The sequence below is a fragment of the Butyricimonas faecalis genome (genome assembly GCF_003991565.1).
In the GTDB taxonomy this organism is placed as follows: domain Bacteria; phylum Bacteroidota; class Bacteroidia; order Bacteroidales; family Marinifilaceae; genus Butyricimonas; species Butyricimonas faecalis.
Map to the genome: position 1 here is coordinate 3,945,282 of NZ_CP032819.1, position 21,182 is coordinate 3,966,463.

Sequence of the window (21,182 nt, forward strand, 5' to 3'; positions counted from 1 at the left end):
TGAATATGAGTGATAAAAATTAAGGTAAAACGGAGTATAGCAACAACAAGTAACTAGGACGTTGTAATTTTTTGCGTAGAACCTTGAGGCTTCGGTTCTTTTGAAATTTAACGGTGTGAATACTAATACCTAATTTTTCGGCGATTTCGTTACCGGAACAACCTTCAAGGCTAAGTCGTAAAATTTTTTGTGCCTCCTGTGGTAATTCGTTGATATAGAGATGTAATTGGCGCGTTAACTCTTCTTGGATGGTAATGGCGAAATGTTCTTCAGGCATTTCAACCTCTTCGACTTGGTATTTTGCGAGTAACTCCCGGTGAAGATTTTTTGTTCGAAGATAATAAAGGGCATTCGTGTAAGCTGCTTTATAAAGATACCACGTGAGTTCCTGCATATTCTTGAAGCGGTGAGATAGATTCCAAATATTAATGAAGGTTTCTTGTGCAATATCTTCCGCGTCGGATTCTTCTTTCACGAATTTATTTATGTATGAGCAAATGGCAACGTAAAATTCCTCGTAGAAGGATTTCCACGAATTCTTCTCTTTATTATTAAGGCCTTTTAAATAATCTGTTTTCATAAATCTCCAATTTGTAATTTCTTGTAAAAGAGAAAGAAGGATACAAAAAAATGATTTATGCACGCGAATATAGATAAAATGTTGGTATAAAAAAATGAATGAGGGAGATCTGACTGTTACCCTTAGAATTATTATAAAAGATTAAGAGAACTTCAGTGGGTGTTTTATATGTAACCACACAAGGATTCGGAAAGAATGGGAAGAAACAGTCATCGGAAAATAATCCGGTATTAGGTTGGATTTACAGTTTATCTTGAATTAATGTGAATAAATGCTATTTAATTGCCATCAAATTGCTATCATATAGCAAGCCGCTCCCATTCCGCTCCCATTCTCCTCCCATTCCGCTCCTATTACAATAGTAAAAAAAGGTATTTGTATAGTAGATATTAACATTTGGATAGGTGGATGATAGCATGATGATCGCTATATGAAGGGTAGTAAGTATTTGATTGTGTATTTTACACGAATCGATCCTCCCTTGAATTCTATTTTTCAATTCAAACGAGAAATGATTACCTTTGTCGGGAATGGTTTGCATGCGACGTGACAACCGTCTAAATGTTGAAATAATGAATGATATGAAATACAAAAATGTAGTTTGGGATTGGAACGGGACGTTGTTGGATGACGTGAAGGTTAGCGTGGACACGATTAACGTGATGTTGGAACGGAAGCATTTGGGGAGGTTGACGGTGGAGGAGTACCGCTCTGTTTTCGGATTCCCCGTGAAACCTTATTATGAATCGATCGGGTTTGATTTTAGTCGGGATGATTGGGATGCGGTGTCGAGAGATTTCGTGAATATTTATAACGATTTGGCGAAGAACGTGGAGTTGACTCCCGGGATTGTTCCCGTGCTGGAGGGGATAAAGAGGCAGGGTGTACACCAGTATGTGTTATCCGCGTTGAAAGAAGATTTGTTGATCGGAATGTTGGAACGATTCGGTATTCGGGAATATTTCGAGGGCGTTTGCGGGTCAAATAACATTTACGCGGATGGCAAGGTGGCGCGCGGGATGGAGATGTTACGGATGTTCCCGATTGTCCCGGAGGAGACGGTTATGGTGGGCGATACGCTGCATGACGCCGAGGTGGCAGAGGCCTTGGGCTTTGATTTTAGATTGTACGCCGGGGGACATAATAGCGCGGAACGCTTGGCGGAGAAGGGGAACGTGTTGCCGCGGATGGACGCGTTATTGGAGATCGTAAGATAGGGGAAGTTTATTGTTCTCGGGCGCAAGTCACCCGTAAGGAGGGGGAGCCGTTTGGTTATTGGCTCCCCCCTCTTGTATAAGTGATGTGTCGTTCTTTAAAAGTAACCGGTGTTTTTTTATTTTTATAGCTTATACTGGTACAATTGAGCTAATATGCTGTGATATTCTTTCTCCACGTCCAGATAGCTTTGGTGGCTGTCGTAGATTGTGGTGAGTTCCGTGAAGTAGTCGATCACGGAGATCTGTCCGGCATTCAATGCCTTGTTCAGTAACTCGATGTTACGTTGTTGTTCCAGGACTTTAGCATAGTCTGCACGGGAAATCTGTAACGCTTCGGCTTGTTGATACAGCTGGCGTAGATTCGTTTTCAGGTTCAGTTGGTTGTCGGCTAGCGAGGCCGTGGCAAATTCTGCCTGCGCTTTTGCTTTTTTCACCGTGTTCTTGTTTTCGAATAGCGGAATGGATACTCCGACCACGAAACCGTTGGATGCCACGTTGCCGGAGGAGGCGGTCCGTTTATACCCGACGTCGAATTTCGGTAAAGTAAGAGAACGGTTTAGCTTGACTTCCCGGTTGGCGATCTCTTGATCTCCGGTAAGGCTTTTCAAGTTCGGGTCGTTTTCCATGAAAGCTGTTTGTAATTGCTCAAAATCAATAAGGTCTTCTCCTTCCGGATAATTTGTCGCGTCGAACGGGATAGGTTCTCCCCCGTTTAAATTGCGGAGTTGTTCTTCCGCGGCGGTTAAAGCGGTTTTGTTTAGACGACTTTGGTTCTGGGCATTTAATAGTTCCAGTTGGATTTTGTTTAGTTCCAGTTGGTTTGCATCTCCCGATTCAAATCGTTTTTTGTAATGCGCGAACATGGTTTCCGCGTTAGCCAATCGTTTGTCCAGCAAACTTTTTTGTTTTCGTAAATAGATGATTTCGATACAAGTCTGTTTGGCGTTTAAAAGTAGTTGTTGGCGATACGCGGCGGCTTGGAAGCCGATCGTGTTTGCTTTTAAAGCTGCCAGTTTATTTTTGTTGGCATAAGTTGTCGGAAAATCAAGGGATTGTTTCGCCGTGAATGAATATTCCGAGCCGGGATTGTTCCGGTTTCCCCACATCTGTTCCCATTCGAATGTCGGGTTGGCAAGGAACTTTCCGGTTTGGGCGTCCAATTTTTGGGCATCGGTCATTTTCGTGTTGGCTTGCAATGACTTGTTGTTGGTTTCAATGCTTTTCAGCACTTGATCGATGCTACTTTGGGCTCTCGTGGTGAGAGTTCCCAAAAGTATCGATCCGAGTATGTATAATGTATATGTTTTCATTTCTTTATTTTCAAGAGGTTATATTTCCAGGTTCTCGATCTCTTTTTGCTCGTGATTAAGTAACAAATACATGATCGGAACGACAAAACCGTTTAATAAAGTAGAGCTTAATAGTCCGCCTAGAATGACCTGGGCCATGGGGCTTTGGATTTCATTGCCCGGAAGATCACCTCCTACTGCTAACGGGATTAAGGCTAGGGCAGAAGTCAATGCTGTCATCAAGATCGGGTTCAACCGGTCGAGAGAACCATGAATGACACTATCATGCAAGGACATGCCTTCCGAGCGCAGGTGGTTGTAATGAGACACGAGCAGTATACCGTTTCGGGTAGCGATACCGAACAGGGAGATGAATCCGATGATGGCCGGAATGCTGATAATACCCGATGTAAACCAAATACTTAATATACCTCCGATAATTGCCAACGGCAAGTTCAACATGATGATACCGGATAGCGGCATGCTGTGAAATTCGTTGAATAGTAGCAGGAAGATCAGCAAAATGGATATCACGGAGGTCAAGAATAGCGTGCGTGAGGCGGCTTGTTCGCTTTCGAATTGCCCGCCGTATTCCACGTGATACCCTTCCGGCAAGGTGATTTGTTCTCCCACGGTCTTTTGGATGTCTTTTACCACGCCGTTCAAGTCGCGTCCGGCAACGTTGGCCGAGACAACGATTTTCCGCTGTACGTTTTCACGACTGATGGTGTTCGGACCTACCAAGGGGAGGATTTCAGCCACGTAATGAAGTGGGATTTTTTGCCCGTTGGCATCAATCATTAAGTTCCCGATCTGTTCCATGTTGGCCTTGTCGTCATCATGTACTTTTACGGTGAGGTCGAACACTTTGCCGCCTTCGTATACTTGTGACACGACTTTACCGGAAAGAGCCACGTTAATGAATTCCGAGAATTCAGGCAGCGGGATTCCGTATTTGGCGAGCATGTCCCGTTTGGGTTTGATTTGCAATTGGGGGCGCTCGATTTGTTGTTCCAGGGTCAAGTCGGCAATTCCGTCAATTCCTTGGATGGCTTCTTTGATTTGTCCGCCGATGTTGTATAGTTTATTCAAATCGTTGCCGAATAGTTTGATGGCAATGTTCGCTTTTGTACCGGAAAGCATGGCGTCGATGCGGTGGGAGATCGGTTGACCGATTTCAATGTTCACACCTTTTAGTTCTCCCAGCCGGTGACGTACGTCCGCCAGGAATTCATCCCGGGAACGTTTGTCCAGTTCAAAAGGAGCTTCCATTTCAGAAACGTTTACTCCAAGAGCATGTTCGTCCAGTTCGGCACGTCCGGTTTTGCGGGCTACGGTTTGTATTTCCGGAATATCCAGAAGGATTTTTTCTGCCATACGTCCCATGTTATCAGATTCTTCCAGGGAGATTCCGGGCATGGTACTGATGTTAATCGTGAGTGATCCTTCGTTGAACGGGGGCAGGAAGCTGCGTCCCAATCCGGTCATGATGATGATCGAGAAGACGAGCAGGGCCGCACAGGTCCCGATAACCACTTTCTTGTGATGGAGAGCTCGTTCCAAAGCTTTTTTATATCCTACTTTCAAGGTACGGGATACGAATGGTTCTTTTTCATTTTTCTTTAGCGCCCGCTTGGTGGTCAACATGTAACTACACAATACGGGGGTCAAGGTTAATGCCACTACTGTTGAGGCAAACAGGGCCACGATGAATGCGATACCCAGCGGGATCAACATACGTCCTTCCATTCCGGAAAGGAAGAATAACGGCAAGAAACAGGCCACGATGATGAGTGTCGAGTTTAGAATCGGCATGCGCACTTCGCGGGAAGCTTCGAATACCACTTTAAGCGTGGAAAGTCTTTCTTCTGCGGGTTTTAATTGATTTTCCCGTAGTCGCTTGTACACGTTTTCCACGTCGACAATGGCATCATCTACGAGTGAACCGATGGCAATGGCAAGTCCTCCCAAGCTCATCGTGTTAATTGTCAAACCAAGGCCGTGAAGGGTCAATATGGCAACCAACAGGGATAGGGGAAGGGCAACGAGTGAAATGATCGTGGTTCGCACGTTCATCAGGAAGAAGAAAAGCACGACAACCACGAAAATGGCTCCCTCGAATAGGGCTTCCTGTATGTTGGATATGGAACTTTCGATAAAGCGGGATTGACGGAATATGTCGGAAGAGATTTTCACGTCAGAGGGTAATGTCTTCTGTAGATCCACGATGGCTTGATCCAGTTTGTCGGTTAGTTCCAGCGTGTTCGTGTTCGGCTGTTTCGTGATGGTTACCAGTACGGCAGGTTTTGCTCTTTCGGAGGCAAGACCTAATTTGGGTTCTTTCGGCCCGATTTGTACGGTGGCGATGTCTGATAGAAGAACGGGAATGTTATTCACGGTTTTTATCACTCCTTTACCGATTTCTTCTACATCATTTGTTGCCAAGAGGCCTTGCACGATATATTCGTTACCGTATTCGTATAGAATACCTCCGGTGGAGTTCTGATTCATGTTGTCCACGACGGCCAGCACTTCATCCATGCTGATTCCGTAATGTTTCATCCGCGCAGGATCAAGAAGTATCTGATATTCCTTTATGTCACCACCGATCACGGCTACCTGTGCCACTCCTCCCGTGGATAGCAAACGGGGACGGATGGTCCAGTCGGCAATTGTCCGTAAATCTTGTAAAGAGGTACTGTCGGCAGTTAACCCGAAAATCATCATTTCTCCTAGGATGGAGGATTGCGGTCCAAGGGTGGGTTGTCCCACGTTGCCCGGTAAAACGTCTCCTAGCGTGGATAGTTTTTCGGATACGATCTGGCGAGCCGTGTAGATATTGGTGCCCCAGTCGAATTGCACCCAGACTACCGAGAAGCCGGTGGTCGAGGATGAACGTACGCTTTTCACGTCCGTGGCTCCATTGACTGCCGTTTCGATGGGGAAGGTTACCATGCGCTCCACTTCTTCAGGTGCCATTCCTTGTGCTTCGGTCATAACGACCACCGTGGGGGCATTCAAATCCGGGAATACATCCACTTCCATTTTATGCGCCGTGTACGACCCCCATAGGAGTAAAGCTATCGACGCGATCATTACCACCAACCGGTTGTGTAATGAATATTGTATAATCTTATTCAGCATTCGCGATTAATTTTAGATTTAAACTTTTAGTTTTTGTCGTCTAACTTTTAGTTTATCAGTGTTCATGGCTGTGTCCGTGAGGGATTGCTCCGGAGGCAGAAGCCATTTTGACTTGATAGGCTCCTTGGGTTACAACTCGGTCTCCGGGGTGCAGGCCTTTGATGATCTGTACCTCTTTGCCGTTGTTGGCGCCTAATGCCACTTCTTGTTTGCGGTAGCCTTCCTCGTCAATTTGCACGTACACGTAGTGGGTTCCCATCTCGTTGGTCAACGCGGACACGGGGATGGATAGCGTGTTTTCAATCGGGGCTGAAATAAGATATACTTCTACGAAGGAACCCGGAATGACTTCGCCTTTATTGTCAAATTCGAAAGATACGGGAATAAAGAATAAATTCTCGTTGGACGTTTTTCCGAAAGAAAGCAAGCGTCCATTCAAGTCTTCCAGGGAGTAGACTTTGTTGTCGTACGGAGTTTTGAAGTTAGCACTCTTAATGGATTGCATGGCGTTGTAGTATCTTTGGGATACTTCAGCCCGGAGTACCAGGCGTTGGTTTTGAGAAACCGTTGCTAACGGTTGTCCTATCGTGATGTATTCTCCTTCTTTTACAAGAATGTTTTTCACGTGTCCGTTAATGGGGGCATTTACACTGACTCCCTTTGCCGTTTTGTTGTTAGATACGGCATCATAAGCTGTTTTCGCATTCTCGAATTCTAACTTGGTGTTTTCGAATTCTTTTTGAGATATGATTTTATCCTTTACAAGAGATTCGGCACGGTCGTAGCTGGCTTTAGCAGCTTCGTAAGTTGCTTTTACTTTCGTGTAATAATCTCCTTCCGCGATGTTCTTGGAGGAAATCTGGAATAGGGATTGTCCTTTTTGCACCTTTGTTCCTTCCGTTAATTTGTTGGAGGTGAAAGAAACCACGCCGTTGCTGGTGGCAACGATAACGGCTTCATCGCCGGGTGCTGCGAGTATTTGTCCTGTTGTTTTTACTACTTGGTTGAAAGAAGCAGGTTGAATTTCCCGCACTTCAAAAGTGGTTTTTGCTGCCTGGGCTTTCGGGAAAATGATCTCGTCGCTGTGTTTTGCTTCTTCGCTTTCATGGTTGTGATCGGCGTGTTCATGGTCATGGCCTTCGTGGTTGTGATCATGTCCTTCATGGTCGTGGTCATGTCCTTCATGGCTGTGATCGTGTCCTTCATGACAATGATCATGTTCTTCGTGATTGTGTCCGGCATGAGTTTCCGTTTCTGAGTGATTGTGTTTATCTTGTGATGATTGGTTTTTGCATCCCCACAAAGAGATTGCCAGTATTGTAATAGCATAAATAATTGCTCTCATAATAAATGATTTAATGTTGAGAATAAAACAATAAATGATAATAGTCCGGTTTGCACCGGGCGAAAATTTCTATTTAAGCTATTACGGTAGGAGGAGCCCTGCCGGCAGAGGTGACGCTCCACGTGATCGGGTGGAGGCGTTCCTGATAAAAGAGGGGTGGAAGTTCTTTTGGCGTTCCGAGTAGTAATAACGAGTGATCGAACCCGGCAATGGTCAGTATCGTCTGGAATAGTTGATCCGGAGTGATGTGCGGGCAACAATGACACTCGTCATGATGTTGTTTTATAACACTTGTCTGGAATAATAGCCTGACTTTACATTCTTCTTCAGCGGAATTTGATTCATGTTCGTGATGGCATTGACATGCATTTTCAGTACATGAACTTTGTTCATGCATTGACGTGAAACATACCAATTTACCGTGGTGATGATGAGGCATAACGGACGACAGTAGCATAATCATGCTAACAAAAATAAGCGGAATAATAGCTATCTGTCGTTTCCTCATGGTCCACAAACCTTTAATTCATGCAAACGTAGTTTTTTTGTATGAATTTGCAAATCTTTACACGCAGTTTAATAAAACATTAACTATTTCAACATCTGCTTCTCAAAGCCTTTCAGCATTAATTCCGCGGAAGCCGGGTTCGTTGCTAATGGAACATTGTGTACGTCACAAACGCGCATTAACATTTGTACATCCGGTTCGTGAGGGTGTTTCCCCAGCGGGTCACGGAAGAATAAAACCATTTGTACTTTGTGTTCTGCTACTTGTGCCGCAATTTGGGCATCTCCCCCGAGTGGACCGGACAGAAGGCGTTCAACTTTTAATCCGGCATCTTGAGCATGTTTCCCGGTAGTTCCGGTAGCAATGATTTCAATGTTTGCCGAGTGCATGAATTCATAATGTCTGTTTAGGAAAGCAACCATATCTGCTTTTTTCCCGTCATGTGCGATTACTGCTAGTTTCATCTTCATGTTATTTTAGGTCATACAAATATACGAATATGTAAGTGAAAAACCGGAAGGCTAAAACCTAAAAGTTTTGCTTGATTGCAGTATAGAATCCGTTCTTCTGAAGAAGTTTTTACTCTTCGTTAGGTGAAAATCTTTCATAACGCTGTCGGCCAAGCTCTCCGGTACCACGTAATAACGGCGCCGTCCTTCCTCGTAAGGGCGGTACATATAAAATTTGATCGGCTTCATTTGATAATGTACAGGAAGGTCCCGAGGTTTCGTTAAAGTTAAGCGAATACATATTCCCCCCTCTGTTCCTTGTTGGGATTGGTTGGAAATAAAGTTACCTAGGGAGAAAGCGGTAACGCCTAATGTGTCTTTGTCCGGGATGTAATATTCTATAGGCTGAACTACGTGAGGATGTGAGCCGATGACGATATCTGCTCCTTGTTCATGCAGCCATTTACCTAATGTCCGTTGTTCCTTGTTGGGTAAGCTATGATATTCATATCCCCAGTGCATGAAAGCTATGATGTTGGTGGCCGTATCCCGGCGAGCCCGTTGAATATCTTGTCTTATAACGGTTGTGTCGATGTGCGGGACTACAAAGCCTTTCGGGACGGGCAGTCCGTTTGTCCCGTAAGTGTAATTGAGCAATGCTATTTTGAATCCGTTTTTTTTGAGGTAGAGCGGGTGTTCCTTTTGATAGCTGAGCGTGTCCGTGAATGTTCCTGTATGTGGGATTTTCAATGAATCCAGATAATAGATCGTATTGGCGATCCCTTTCCCGAGTTGGTCGCAACTATGATTGTTGGCGGTAACAAATGTTGTTACTCCCAGTTGATGAAGATCCCGGGCGATTTGCCAAGGAGAACAGAATCGGGGATAACCGGAAAAATCTTTATTTCCCAAGGTTGTTTCCAAGTTCGCAATGACGAAATCTGCATCTGCCCAATAGGGAGCAATGTACTTGAAACATTTTCGGTATTTGTAGTCTTTTTCCGACGGTTCGTGAGCGCTGTGTATCTGTGGAAGATGTTGCATGATGTCCCCGCAAAACAAAAGGGTTAATGTTTGTGGTGAGTGAGGAAATTCCGACGGGAGATCGGTTTGTACGGATGATTTCTTTTCTTTGCAAGAGGTGAACAACAGGAAAAAGATGCAAAACAAGAGAGTTGGGTTATAGTGCATGTATTTTTATTTTTTCAAGTTGATCCATGAGAAAGGGGATAAAAAAAGCCGTCCGAAGACGGCCTTTTGATTATTTCGTTAATTCGAATTCAAATTCTTCTTCGGCAGGAGGGATACATTGTCCACCGGAGCAAGACATGTATTCTATATAGCCTACTAATTTAGCTTTATCTTTTTTCAATTTTACCCGTTGAACGAAAGTTACGGTTCCTTCGAAATATTTCAATTCCATGTTGAAGGCTTCGCTCTTTTCGGTTTTCGGTTCTGTAGTTGCTTTAAATTCTCCTACTAATTCAATGTCTTTTGTCTCATCTTCATCCATATTGAAGGTTGTAGGAAGAGGTCCGTTTTCCGGTAATTTGGTATCATACAGATGCCAGCCGCTTTCAATAGTTGCTTTGCAGATGATGTCATAAACACCTTCGCTTACTTTTTTGAAAGAAATTTGCCATTTCACGGGTTTTAATACCTGTGAATTTGCAGCTCCAACCATTAAGGTCAATATTGCTGTAAGAATTAATAGTCTTTTCATGAATAAATTAAATTAGTTTTTAAATAATTTCTCTCTAAAATTTCGTGATGCAAAGTACGAAATTATCGAGAGAAATTATGTTAGCTTATAGTTAAATTTTTTATAATGTTTTTTTCACGGCCACTTCTTCAAAACTTTCGATGAAATCTCCTGTCTGGATATCGTTGTAATTGTTGATGTTCAAACCACATTCGAATCCCTTGGCAACTTCTTTCACGTCATCCTTGAAGCGTTTCAATGATCCCAGTTCACCTGTGTAGATCACGATACCATCCCGAATCACGCGTACTTTTGAAGTGCGAGTAATTTTTCCGTCTCTCACGATACATCCGGCAATCGTTCCCACCTTGGAAATTTTGAATGTTTCAAGCACTTCCACGGTAGAGGTGATCTCTTCCTTGAATTCTGGGGATAACATACCTTCCATTGCAGCTTTGATTTCCTCGATTGCCGTGTAGATGATCGAGTAAAGTCGGATATCGATTTCCTCTTTCTCTGCCAACTTTCTGGCACTCATAGACGGACGTACCTGGAAGCCGATGATGATGGCGTTCGATGCGGCAGCCAACATGACATCGCCTTCGGAAATTTGTCCCACGGCTTTGTGGATCACGTTCACCTGAATTTCCGGGGTCGATAACTTGATCAAAGAGTCGGACAATGCCTCGATAGAACCATCCACGTCTCCTTTTACGATGATGTTCAACTCTTGGAAGTTTCCGATAGCGATACGTCTACCGATTTCATCCAGCGTGATATGTTTCTGGGTACGCAACCCTTGTTCGCGTTGCAATTGTTCTCGCTTGTTAGCCAATGCACGGGCGTCTTTCTCGTTACCCATGACGTTGAATTTGTCACCGGCCTGTGGAGCCCCGTTCAATCCGAGGATCAATGCCGGGCAGGATGGTCCGGCTTCCTCCATTTTACTTCCGCGTTCATTGAACATGGCTTTCACGTGTCCGAAATATTGTCCGGCAAGTACCACGTCTCCCACGTGTAGCGTTCCGCTCTGTACGAGTACGGTTGCCACGTAACCCCGTCCCTTATCCAAAGAGGATTCGATGATTGAACCGATTGCTTTTCGTTTCGGGTTAGCTTTTAATTCCAGAATTTCTGCTTCAAGCAATACTTTCTCCAGGAGTTCTTCTACATGCAAACCTTTCTTGGCCGAGATTTCCTGGCATTGGTATTTACCTCCCCATTCTTCTACCAAGTAGTTCATGGCGGCCAGTTCTTCCCGAATTTTGTCCGGATTAGCTCCCGGTTTGTCTATCTTGTTTATTGCGAATACAATAGGTACTCCTGCGGCACTGGCATGATTGATTGCCTCGACGGTCTGTGGCATGACATTGTCATCAGCTGCGATAATAATGATAGCAATATCCGTTACTTGAGCACCTCTGGCACGCATGGCGGTAAATGCCTCGTGTCCCGGAGTATCCAAGAAAGTCACGGTTCTGCCGTCGGCAAGTTGCACGCTGTAAGCACCGATGTGCTGGGTGATACCTCCGGCCTCTCCGGCAATCACGTTTGCTTTACGGATATAGTCCAGTAAAGATGTTTTACCGTGGTCAACGTGTCCCATGACGGTCACGATGGGTGGACGGGGTTCCATGTGTTCTTCCTGTTCGTCTTCATCCTCGTCGATAGCCTCTTGAATATCCACGCTCACGAATTCAACGTCGAAGCCGAATTCTTCTGCCACGATATTGATGGTTTCAGCGTCCAGACGTTGGTTGATGGACACGAACAAGCCAAGAGACATACAAGTAGAGATAATATCTGCCACGGAAATATCCATCATGGTTGCTAGTTCGCTAACCGTAACAAATTCTGTAAGTTTAAGAATACTCTTTTCCAGCTCTGCCTGCTCCATTTCAGCCTGCATTTTCTGGTGTACCGCATCTCGTTTGTCTCTCCGGTGTTTGGAACTCTTGGTTTTTCCCTTGCTTCCCAAACGGGCAAACGTGTCTTTGATTTGCTTTTGTACGTCTTCTTCAGAAATTTCGGCCTTGCTGGCTTTCTTTTTCTTTATTTTCTTTAGCTTCTTCTTGCTTTCTTCCTGTTTCGCCGTTTTCGAAATTTCAATGTTGATTTTCTCGTCTTTCTTCAGAATCCGTTTTCTTTTTTTACGTATTTCTGATTCATCCGAATCATCCTCACCATCGTTTATTACGATGTTTTTCTTGAGCGTAATTTCATCCGTACCCTTGGGAGGAACTAAAGATTTTTTCTTGAGTTCTCGTTTGTCCCTTTCTCTTTCCTGTTTACTCTTTTTCGGGGGGCGGGTGCGTTGATTGATGGCGTCCAAATCAATCGTTCCGACAACCTTCACGTCTTTAATCGCCGGGGTCGGTGATTTGTAGCTTACTTCCCTGTCGATTCTGTTGGAATAATTTTCACCCCGGGGTTTTTCTTCCTGACGGTTTTCAACTTTCGGTTGCTTGATGATCGTTTTCGGAGGTCTGGCAACAGGAGCCGGTGTCTCTTCCCGTTCAGGCTTTTGTGTTTGTGCTGCCGCGGGAGTTTCTTTTACCTGTGGCTCTACCGGTTTTTCCACCTTCTTTTCTTCTACTTTCACCTCTTTTTTCTCCTCGACTTTCTCTTCCGGTTTCTGTTGTTTATTCAGTTTGTTCAGATCGATGTGATCCACAACCTTGATTTTGTTTTCCAGTTTGATCTCGTCTTTTATAGATATGAATTCCGGCGTATGTTCTTCCGTGCCATTGTTCATGTTGTCAATGGTAACCGTTTCTTTTTTTAACCGTGTATTTTTTAAATCTACCCGATTGGATTCTTTTTTAGCTTCGCTATCGGTAGAAAATTCTTTTGCTACCAAAGCGTACTGGTCATCTGTTAATTTTGCATTTGGATCAGATGAAATCTTAATCCCCTTTTCCTGCAGGTAATCCACTATCGTGGACAATCCTACGTTAAATTCTCTAGCAACTTTACTTAGTCTAACTGCCATATTAAGATTTTATTTTACAAGCATTATAACCTTGAGCGTTCCTTATTCAAATTCGGCTCTTAATATTTTGAGAACATCCCTGATGGTCTCTATCTCAAGATCAGTCCTGCTCTCTAATTCTGATTCACTTAACTCTAACACGCTCTTTGCCGTATCACAACCCACGCGTTTCAGTTCTTCGATTACCCATGGTTCAATCTCGTCGGAGAATTCTTCCAAGTTAACGTCTTCTTCCTCTGCGGCTTCAAGTTCACGATAAACATCAATCTCGTACCCCGTGAGCTGGCTGGCCAGTTTGATATTCAAACCGCCTTTACCGATGGCCAGAGAAACTTCCTCCGGATTCAGGTAAACGTTTGCTCTCTTGTTTTCCTCGTCCATTTCGATCTTGTTGATCTTAGCCGGGTTTAACGCACGGGTGATGTATAGCTGGATGTTGTTCGTGTAGTTGATCACGTCGATGTTTTCGTTTCTTAATTCCCGAACAATTCCGTGAATACGCGAACCTTTCATGCCGACACAAGCTCCCACCGGATCAATACGATCGTCATAGGATTCAACGGCTACCTTAGCCCGTTCACCCGGAACACGCACCACGTTTTTAATCGTGATCAAACCGTCGAATATTTCCGGAACTTCATTCTCGAAGAGTCTTTCGAGGAACACGGGTGATGTACGGGAAAGAACGATGTACGGGGAAGCGTTCTTCATTTCCACGCGAATTACGACAGCCCGGATGGTATCTCCTTTCTTGAAGAAATCGCTGGGAATTTGTTCTTGTTTCGGGAGAATTAACTCATTTCCCTCGTCATCCAGTACCAGAATTTCTTTTTTCCACACCTGATAAACTTCGCCGGTCACGATCTGACCCACTTTCTCTTTATATTTAGTGAAAATGTGATCTTTTTCCAGTTCAAGAATCCGGGCAGAAAGGTTCTGTCTCAATGCCAGAACGGAACGACGTCCGAAATCTTTGAATTTCACTTCGTCTGTCACCTCTTCTCCCACTTCATAGTCTGCATCGATTTTCTTGGCTTCTGTCAACGAGATTTGGGCATTCGGATCTTCGAAAGCATCGTCTTCTACCACGATACGGTTTCTCCAGATTTCCAAGTCTCCTTTGTCAATATTTATGATGATGTCAAAATTCTCGTCCGTTCCGTAACGCTTGATAAGCATGTTTCTGAATATATCTTCCAACACTCTCATCAAGGTTGCCCTATCAATATTTTTAAGTTCTTTAAATTCTGCAAATGAATCTATCAAATTAATGGCTTCCATTTTTATTTTATGTATTTAGAAAACAACAATATCTTTAACCTCCTTTATGTCTGTAAAATGAATCTCTTTCTCCACTTTGACAACGCTTTTTTTCTTTTTTCCTTCCACGGCGACTTTTTCTTCACATTCGATCACGATCCCCGTGTTGGAATGGGATTTTAATATTCCTTGTAATTTTTCCCCGTTTTGCAGTTTTACCTCTACTTGGTTCCCTAGGTTTTTCTCGTATTGTTGGGGAACTTTGAAGGGATAACCGATCCCGGCGCTCGAAACGGTTAACTCGAAATCTTCAACATCTCGATCCAATTTGGCATCCAATTGTTTGCTGAGGGTCACGCAGGAATCCACGTTAATGCCCTTCAGAGAGTCGATGTAGACCTCGATCGAGTTTTCCGAAGATACTTTCAAGTCCACCAGAAACAAATCTGTCCCTTGCAGTATTGTTTCAATAATGTCTTTTATTTCCTCTGTACTTTTCATTCTACTCTTTAATCTAAGATAACAGAAGAGGGGACTAATCGCCCCCTCGTTTGTTAATAACCGAGTGCAAAGATACAATTAATTATTTTTAATCCAAAGAGTTCCAGTAGAAAATAGGTGAGATCCGGATATTTTTTCGGGGCGAACGTTTCCGGAGAAGATGTCGCATGTCAAGGCAAACACTCTTGACGGTAAGTCTTTAAGTGTTGATATGTATGATTTTAAATATTAGTATTGAAACATATTTGTCATATTTTCTATATAGTTCCAAATAAAATTTGTAAGTTTGCCGAAATTTTTTGAATTATGGAGTTTAAAGCAAAGGACATAGCAGCTCTATTAGGTGGGGTTGTCGATGGCGACCCCGAGATTTCTGTAAATAACGTATCTAAGATAGAGGAAGGGAAGCCGGGGACATTGGCTTTTTTAGCTAATCCTAAATACGAACATTATATTTACACGACGCAGGCGTCGATCGTGTTAGTCAATAAAACATTTGAACCCGCGCATGAATATTCTTGTACTTTGATCCGGGTAGAATCGGCTTATGACGCCATTGCAACATTATTGCAAATGTATGATGAAATGAAGCCGAAACCAGTAGGAATCGAACAACCTTCTTATATCAGTGATAGTGCCACGATCGGGGAAAAGCCTTACATCGGGGCATTTGTATATATAGGGAGAGGTGCGAAAATCGGGAATAACGTGAAAATATATCCCCAGGCCTATATCGGTGATGGTGTCGTTATTGGGGATAACACGATTATTTATGCCGGGGTAAAAATTTACACGGGATGCGTGGTCGGGAAATCCTGTATCCTCCATGCCGGAGTGGTACTGGGAGCCGATGGATTCGGTTTTGTTCCGGAAGGGGATCATTATAAAAAAATTCCGCAAATTGGTAACGTGCTCTTGGAAGATGACGTGGAGATTGGGGCGAACACTTGTGTCGATCGGGCAACCATGGGGTCGACGATTATTAAAAAGGGAGTAAAACTAGATAATTTAGTCCAGATTGCACATAATGTCGTGGTTGGCGGCAACACGGTTATTGCAGCTCAGACCGGTATTGCCGGGACGACGAAAGTCGGGGAGAATTGTGTGTTTGGCGGCCAAGTGGGTATTGTTGGTCATTTAACGATAGGGGCTGGAACCCAAATCGGTGCACAGAGTGGTATTACTTCCAACGTGCCTGAGAAGTCCGTGTTGCGCGGATCTCCAGCATTTGATTTCCCGAAATACCAAAAGTGTTATGTCGTATTCCGTAAATTACCGGAACTCTACGGGCAAATAAAGGATTTAGAGAAAGAGGTGAATAATTTAAAATCAAAATAAAATGTCAGTGAAGCAAAGAACTTTAAAGAGTGAATTTTCTTTGAATGGTAAAGGCTTGCACACGGGAAAACACGTGACTGCAACCTTTAAGCCGGCTGAAGAGAACTTTGGTTATCGAATCCGTCGGATGGATTTGGAGGGAACTCCGGAAATTCCGGCTTTGGCGGAATATGTTAAATTAATGGATCGTGCCAGCTGTCTTGAGAAAGACGGTGTGTGCGTGTTTACAATGGAACATGCGATGGCTGCTCTTTATGGATGTGGGATTGACAACTGTCTGATAGAACTAAGCGGGGAGGAGTTCCCGATTTTAGACGGTAGTGCGAAATATTACGTGGAAGAGATCGAGAAAGTTGGGCTCGAAGAGCAAAATGCGGAGAGACGATACTTCACCGTAAAAGAACAAATGGAATTTTGTAGCGAGGATGGGTTGACGAAGATCACGTTGTTGCCGGATTCGGAATACAACGTGAACTTGGTGGTTGCTTACGATTCTCCTTATCTGCAGATGCAGTATGCAACCTATTCCGATAAAACGACGGATTTTGCGAAAGAAATCGCTCCTTGTCGGACGTTTGTTTTCTTGCGTGAAGTGGAGATGCTTTTGCAGCACAATTTGATCAAAGGGGGGGACTTGGAAAATGCAATTGTAATCGTTGATCGCGAGATCTCACAGGAAGAAGCAGATCGATTGGCAAAATTGTTTAACTACGATTCGATAGAGATAAAACAAGGCATCTTGAATAATCTGACCTTGTATTTTGATAACGAGCCGGCTCGTCATAAATTGTTGGATATCATCGGCGATTTGGCTTTGTGTGGGCGTTTCATTAAAGGACGTGTTATCGCGGAGAGACCCGGACACAAGGCAAATACAACCTTGGCGAAAAAAATGTGCAAGGCGATTGCACAAGCGGAAAGAGAGGATGTTCGCCCCGATATCGACACGAGTGCAGAACCGTTGATGGATGTGAACAAGGTGAGAGCGTTGTTGCCCCATCGTCCGCCGTTCTTGCTGGTAGACAAGATTTATGAGGTAACGGACGACATCGTGATCGGCTGCAAGAACGTGACCATGAACGAACCGTTCTTCGTGGGGCACTTCCCGGAAGAGCCGGTGATGCCGGGGGTACTTATCGTGGAGGCTATGGCGCAATGCGGTGGTATCTTGGTATTGAATCAAGTGGAAGACCCGGAGAATTACTCCACGTATTTCGTGAAAATAGATGGAATCAAATTCCGTCATAAAGTTGTTCCGGGCGATACGCTGGTCTTTAAGCTAGTGAAAATTGCTCCTATCCGTCGCGGGATCGTGACGATGAGAGGGTACGCTTTTGTCGGTAAAACGTTAGTTTGTGAAGTGGGTGAATTCATGGCCCAGGTTGCAAAAACGAAAAAATAGTGCTAAGCCTGTACTAAAATGTAATTATTATATTGTAATTAAATAAAGAAAAACGAATGAAACAACCGTTAGCTTATGTTCATCCTGAAGCTCAGATCGCGGATAACGTGGTCATCGAGCCATTTGTGACGATTGATAAGAATGTTGTCATTGAGGAGGGAACAAGAATTGGTTCGAATGTCACAATTTTGGAAGGTGCGCGCATCGGAAAAAATTGTAAAATCTTCCCGGGTGCAGTGATTTCTGCCATTCCTCAAGACCTCAAATTCAGAGGTGAAAAATCGATTGTCGTGATTGGCGATAATACCACGATTCGGGAGTGCGCTACTATAAACAGAGGTACGGCCGCTAAGGGAATAACTAAAGTCGGGAATAATTGTTTGATCATGGCTTATGTGCATATCGCGCATGATTGTGAAATCGGGGATAATTGTATTATTACCAATGCCTGCCAGTTAGCCGGAGAGGTAGTGGTGGATGATTTTGCAATTATCGGCGGAATGTCTGCCGTACATCAATTTGTACACATCGGACGCCATGTGATGATTCAAGGAGGTTCTTTGATCGGTAAAGATGTTCCTCCCTACGTGAAAGCGGGAAGACTACCCTTGTCCTATGCCGGAGTAAACTCTATCGGCTTACGTCGCCGCGGGTTTGTAAATGAAAAAATCAACGAGATTCAAGATATATTCCGGATTCTTTTCCAATCCGGCTTGAATAACTCTGATGCTGTTGAAAGAATCGAGGCAGAGATGCCGGCTTCAAAAGAACGCGATGAGATCATCATGTTCGTACGCAACAGTAAACGAGGCATTATGAAAGGATACATGGGATAAGAAAGTATTCTTAAAGAAGCAGGAACCCCGAAAGTTGTTATAACAACTTTCGGGGTTCTTGTCTTTTGGAGACTTCTATTCCCACTTAAAACTTTGATATAGATCTTTTCGGCAGGAGGAGAACCGGGGAAAGGCAATAAAAAAAGCACTCCTTGCGAAGTGCCTTTTTTTGTTGTTCTAATCCTGAAATTATAATTTCGGCCCAGCGGCAACCAAAGCCTTTCCGGCCTCGTTCCCTTCGAACTTTTTGAAGTTCTTGATGAAACGTTCAGACAAGTCTTTTGCTTTAGTTTCCCATTCGCTGGCATTGCTGTACGTGTCGCGAGGATCAAGGATATTCGGATCGACTCCCGGTAATGCGGTCGGAACTTCGAAATTGAAGAACGGGATGGTTTTGGTCGGGGCTTTATCGATAGAGCCATCCAAAATAGCATCGATAATACCGCGGGTATCTTTAATGGAGATACGTTTGCCGGTACCGTTCCATCCGGTATTTACCAAGTAAGCTTTTGCTCCGGATTTTTCCATTTTCTTTACTAACTCTTCTGCATATTTCGTCGGGTGCAAAGATAAGAATGCAGCTCCGAAACAAGCAGAGAAAGTAGGAGTCGGTTCGGTAATTCCTCTTTCCGTTCCGGCTAATTTTGCCGTGAATCCGGACAAGAAATAGTATTTCGTTTGTTCCGGGGTCAGGATAGATACCGGGGGTAATACTCCGAACGCGTCTGCTGACAAGAAAATCACTTGTTGAGCAGCTGGGCCCTTAGAGATCGGTTTCACGATATTCTTGATGTGATAGATCGGGTAAGAAACACGCGTGTTCTCGGTAACTGATTTGTCATTGAAGTCGATCTTCCCGTTGGCATCGACAGTAACATTTTCCAACAAAGCATCCCGTTTGATGGCGTTGTAGATGTCCGGTTCTGCCTCCTTGCTCAAGTTGATCACTTTAGCGTAGCATCCGCCTTCGTAGTTGAACACGCCTTCATCGTCCCATCCGTGTTCGTCGTCACCGATCAAAAGACGTTTCGGGTCAGTTGACAGGGTGGTTTTACCGGTTCCTGACAGACCGAAGAAGATAGCGGTATTTTTACCTTCCATGTCCGTGTTGGCAGAGCAGTGCATGGATGCGATTCCGCGTAACGGGTTCAAATAGTTCATGATAGAGAAGATACCTTTCTTCATCTCACCACCATACCAAGTGTTCAAGATCACTTGCTCTTTGGTTTTCAAGTTGAATACGGTCGCCGTTTCGGAGTTCAAACCTAATTCTTTGAAGTTTTCAACTTTAGCTTTAGCAGCGTTGAAAGAAACGAAATCCGGTTCCCCGTAATTTGCCAATTCTTCTTCCGTCGGACGGATGAACATATTCTTCACGAAGTGAGCCTGCCATGCAACTTCCATGATGAAACGAACTTTCAAACGGGTTCCTGCATTGGCCCCGCAGAAGGTGTCAACCACGTACAATTTTTTGCCGGACAATTGTTTCACGGCTTTGGCCTTCAAATCTGCCCATGCTTCTTCCGAGCAAGGTTTGTTGTCGTTCTTGTATTCGTCAGAAGTCCACCATACGGATTCCTCGCTGGCCTCGTTCTTTACAAAGAATTTATCTTTCGGTGAACGTCCGGTGTAGATTCCGGTCATTACGTTAATCGCGCCAAGTTCGGTCAAATATCCTTTTTCGTACCCTTCCAGTTTCGGGTCTGTCTCTGCCTTGTACAATTCTTCATATGAGGGATTGTGAAGGATCTCTTTCACATCCGTGATTCCATAAATACTTAAATCTAATTTTGCCATAGCAATAAATTTATGTTAGAAATTAATTAATTCTTTTTTTCTTTAATTCGGCGCAAAAATAGGAAACATTTTGATATAAAAGAATCAATTTCCCCTTTCTCGTGCCCCTTTATGTTTTATTAACACGTTCTTGTTTGCCTATTCTCTCAAGCATATACTTACACGGTCATATACCTTTTGTACGTTTATATCCGCGAACTTGTTACGATCTATGTTTAGAATGTAACTATCGGTAAATGGGGAGTTTAATTTGCGATCAATCCGGCTCCGACCGATGGCGGTTAGGGCCGTAATTTGGAGATAGGGCTGATCGGAATTTAAATATTCATTTACCATTTGTTCCACGTTTTCCCGTTTTGAAAGAACCAGAGTCCCGAAATACTCCGCGATCTCGAAGTTGTAACAGTGTTGTAACAATTGAGTAATTTTTTCTGTAATCAACTCTTGAATCGGGAATAAAAAACAGGCAACGATTTGTTCTTCTCGCTTCTTTGTTCCCCACAATAGTTGTGCCAATCTTAAATCGGGCTGGTATTGTCCGGCCAGGTTTTTAAGAGAGAGGTAACTTGCCCCAATCTGTCCCCGCGTGTCGGCTCCTATCCGCTCCATGCTGTCAAGACTTCTTCCGTTTTGTAACCGGAATATTCTTCGGCAGACTTCATTGAAGAGTTGCTCTGTTTTTTTATCTATCGGGAAAACTTCCATCACCTCGTCCTGTTTATTTAAAGTAAATGAAAATATCTGCACTTTTATACGCGGGCAAAAGTAGCTATAAAAAAATAAAATCGTGGCCTCGAACATTATGTTTTGTAGCATATTCAA

Annotated in this window: 17 protein-coding genes; 4 read left to right on the forward strand and 13 right to left on the reverse strand. The window is 43.8% G+C overall.

What is annotated here, in order from left to right; all coding sequences use genetic code 11:
* Positions 1-19 precede the first annotated feature (19 nt).
* Positions 20-580 carry an RNA polymerase sigma factor gene (locus tag D8S85_RS17015; RefSeq protein WP_106481499.1) on the reverse strand — a complete coding sequence of 187 codons (561 nt, stop codon included), beginning with the start codon at positions 578-580 and terminating at the stop codon, positions 20-22.
* A gap of 581 nt (positions 581-1,161) precedes the next feature.
* Between D8S85_RS17015 and D8S85_RS17020 the strand changes: the two genes are divergently transcribed.
* Positions 1,162-1,797, forward strand: a complete 636-nt coding sequence (locus D8S85_RS17020; protein ID WP_106625147.1) for an HAD family hydrolase — start codon at positions 1,162-1,164, stop codon at positions 1,795-1,797.
* Positions 1,798-1,919: 122 nt separating this feature from the next.
* Here D8S85_RS17020 and D8S85_RS17025 read toward each other — a convergent pair whose 3' ends face one another.
* The 10 genes from D8S85_RS17025 to rimP all read right to left on the reverse strand — a co-directional run bounded on the left by D8S85_RS17025 (position 1,920) and on the right by rimP (position 14,987).
* Positions 1,920-3,107 (reverse strand): TolC family protein, encoded by a 1,188-nt coding sequence (locus D8S85_RS17025; protein ID WP_106481501.1) that lies wholly within the window; start codon positions 3,105-3,107, stop codon positions 1,920-1,922.
* Between the two features lie 18 nt (positions 3,108-3,125).
* Positions 3,126-6,230: an efflux RND transporter permease subunit gene (locus D8S85_RS17030; RefSeq protein ID WP_106481502.1), complete on the reverse strand. Its 3,105-nt coding sequence runs from the start codon at positions 6,228-6,230 to the stop codon at positions 3,126-3,128.
* A 55-nt stretch (positions 6,231-6,285) separates the two neighbouring features.
* Positions 6,286-7,575 carry an efflux RND transporter periplasmic adaptor subunit gene (locus D8S85_RS17035; protein WP_106481503.1) on the reverse strand — a complete coding sequence of 430 codons (1,290 nt, stop codon included), beginning with the start codon at positions 7,573-7,575 and terminating at the stop codon, positions 6,286-6,288.
* 73 nt (positions 7,576-7,648) lie between these two features.
* On the reverse strand, positions 7,649-8,083 hold the full coding sequence (locus D8S85_RS17040; RefSeq protein WP_127075420.1) for a DUF6769 family protein: 435 nt from the start codon (positions 8,081-8,083) through the stop codon (positions 7,649-7,651).
* An 83-nt stretch (positions 8,084-8,166) separates the two neighbouring features.
* Positions 8,167-8,547 carry a methylglyoxal synthase gene (locus tag D8S85_RS17045; RefSeq protein ID WP_106625148.1) on the reverse strand — a complete coding sequence of 127 codons (381 nt, stop codon included), beginning with the start codon at positions 8,545-8,547 and terminating at the stop codon, positions 8,167-8,169.
* A 57-nt stretch (positions 8,548-8,604) separates the two neighbouring features.
* A complete protein-coding gene (locus tag D8S85_RS17050) occupies positions 8,605-9,723 on the reverse strand; it encodes a CapA family protein (RefSeq protein ID WP_106481504.1) in 1,119 nt (372 codons plus the stop codon).
* Between the two features lie 70 nt (positions 9,724-9,793).
* The gene (locus D8S85_RS17055) at positions 9,794-10,255 is read right to left on the reverse strand and encodes a protein-disulfide reductase DsbD domain-containing protein (RefSeq protein ID WP_228423255.1); all 462 of its coding nucleotides are present in this window, start codon (positions 10,253-10,255) and stop codon (positions 9,794-9,796) included.
* Between the two features lie 100 nt (positions 10,256-10,355).
* Complete coding sequence (gene infB / locus D8S85_RS17060) at positions 10,356-13,226, reverse strand: translation initiation factor IF-2 (protein WP_106481506.1); 2,871 nt, start codon at positions 13,224-13,226, stop codon at positions 10,356-10,358.
* A 42-nt stretch (positions 13,227-13,268) separates the two neighbouring features.
* Complete coding sequence (gene nusA, locus D8S85_RS17065) at positions 13,269-14,507, reverse strand: transcription termination factor NusA (RefSeq protein ID WP_106481507.1); 1,239 nt, start codon at positions 14,505-14,507, stop codon at positions 13,269-13,271.
* Between the two features lie 15 nt (positions 14,508-14,522).
* Entirely contained in the window at positions 14,523-14,987 is a 465-nt protein-coding gene (rimP, locus tag D8S85_RS17070; protein ID WP_106481508.1) for a ribosome assembly cofactor RimP, read from the reverse strand.
* 306 nt (positions 14,988-15,293) lie between these two features.
* Between rimP and lpxD the strand changes: the two genes are divergently transcribed.
* From lpxD to lpxA, 3 genes are read left to right on the forward strand one after another with little or no spacing between them, the layout of a single operon-like run.
* On the forward strand, positions 15,294-16,325 hold the full coding sequence (gene lpxD, locus D8S85_RS17075; protein WP_106481509.1) for a UDP-3-O-(3-hydroxymyristoyl)glucosamine N-acyltransferase: 1,032 nt from the start codon (positions 15,294-15,296) through the stop codon (positions 16,323-16,325).
* A 1-nt stretch (position 16,326) separates the two neighbouring features.
* Entirely contained in the window at positions 16,327-17,727 is a 1,401-nt protein-coding gene (locus tag D8S85_RS17080; protein WP_106481510.1) for a bifunctional UDP-3-O-[3-hydroxymyristoyl] N-acetylglucosamine deacetylase/3-hydroxyacyl-ACP dehydratase, read from the forward strand.
* Positions 17,728-17,783: 56 nt separating this feature from the next.
* Positions 17,784-18,563 (forward strand): acyl-ACP--UDP-N-acetylglucosamine O-acyltransferase, encoded by a 780-nt coding sequence (lpxA, locus tag D8S85_RS17085; protein WP_106481511.1) that lies wholly within the window; start codon positions 17,784-17,786, stop codon positions 18,561-18,563.
* A 189-nt stretch (positions 18,564-18,752) separates the two neighbouring features.
* On the opposite strand, the gene pckA is transcribed toward lpxA, so the two are convergent.
* On the reverse strand, positions 18,753-20,360 hold the full coding sequence (gene pckA, locus D8S85_RS17090; RefSeq protein WP_106481512.1) for a phosphoenolpyruvate carboxykinase (ATP): 1,608 nt from the start codon (positions 20,358-20,360) through the stop codon (positions 18,753-18,755).
* A gap of 138 nt (positions 20,361-20,498) precedes the next feature.
* Positions 20,499-21,176, reverse strand: coding sequence for a DNA alkylation repair protein (locus tag D8S85_RS17095; protein ID WP_127075422.1), 678 nt, complete (start codon positions 21,174-21,176; stop codon positions 20,499-20,501).
* Between the last annotated feature and the right edge of the window lie 6 nt (positions 21,177-21,182).

Excerpts from the sequence above, each read along its gene's own strand:
- lpxA (WP_106481511.1), top strand. The coding sequence starts at position 17,784 with ATGAAACAACCGTTAGCTTATGTTCATCCTGAAGCTCAGATCGCGGAT.
- D8S85_RS17015 (WP_106481499.1), bottom strand. The coding sequence starts at position 580 with ATGAAAACAGATTATTTAAAAGGCCTTAATAATAAAGAGAAGAATTCG.
- lpxD (WP_106481509.1), top strand. The coding sequence starts at position 15,294 with ATGGAGTTTAAAGCAAAGGACATAGCAGCTCTATTAGGTGGGGTTGTC.
- D8S85_RS17040 (WP_127075420.1), bottom strand. The coding sequence starts at position 8,083 with ATGAGGAAACGACAGATAGCTATTATTCCGCTTATTTTTGTTAGCATG.
- D8S85_RS17030 (WP_106481502.1), bottom strand. The coding sequence starts at position 6,230 with ATGCTGAATAAGATTATACAATATTCATTACACAACCGGTTGGTGGTA.
- rimP (WP_106481508.1), bottom strand. The coding sequence starts at position 14,987 with ATGAAAAGTACAGAGGAAATAAAAGACATTATTGAAACAATACTGCAA.
- pckA (WP_106481512.1), bottom strand. The coding sequence starts at position 20,360 with ATGGCAAAATTAGATTTAAGTATTTATGGAATCACGGATGTGAAAGAG.
- D8S85_RS17035 (WP_106481503.1), bottom strand. The coding sequence starts at position 7,575 with ATGAGAGCAATTATTTATGCTATTACAATACTGGCAATCTCTTTGTGG.
- D8S85_RS17025 (WP_106481501.1), bottom strand. The coding sequence starts at position 3,107 with ATGAAAACATATACATTATACATACTCGGATCGATACTTTTGGGAACT.
- D8S85_RS17050 (WP_106481504.1), bottom strand. The coding sequence starts at position 9,723 with ATGCACTATAACCCAACTCTCTTGTTTTGCATCTTTTTCCTGTTGTTC.
- D8S85_RS17055 (WP_228423255.1), bottom strand. The coding sequence starts at position 10,255 with ATGAAAAGACTATTAATTCTTACAGCAATATTGACCTTAATGGTTGGA.
- D8S85_RS17020 (WP_106625147.1), top strand. The coding sequence starts at position 1,162 with ATGAAATACAAAAATGTAGTTTGGGATTGGAACGGGACGTTGTTGGAT.
- D8S85_RS17045 (WP_106625148.1), bottom strand. The coding sequence starts at position 8,547 with ATGAAACTAGCAGTAATCGCACATGACGGGAAAAAAGCAGATATGGTT.
- nusA (WP_106481507.1), bottom strand. The coding sequence starts at position 14,507 with ATGGAAGCCATTAATTTGATAGATTCATTTGCAGAATTTAAAGAACTT.
- D8S85_RS17095 (WP_127075422.1), bottom strand. The coding sequence starts at position 21,176 with ATGCTACAAAACATAATGTTCGAGGCCACGATTTTATTTTTTTATAGC.
- D8S85_RS17080 (WP_106481510.1), top strand. The coding sequence starts at position 16,327 with ATGTCAGTGAAGCAAAGAACTTTAAAGAGTGAATTTTCTTTGAATGGT.
- infB (WP_106481506.1), bottom strand. The coding sequence starts at position 13,226 with ATGGCAGTTAGACTAAGTAAAGTTGCTAGAGAATTTAACGTAGGATTG.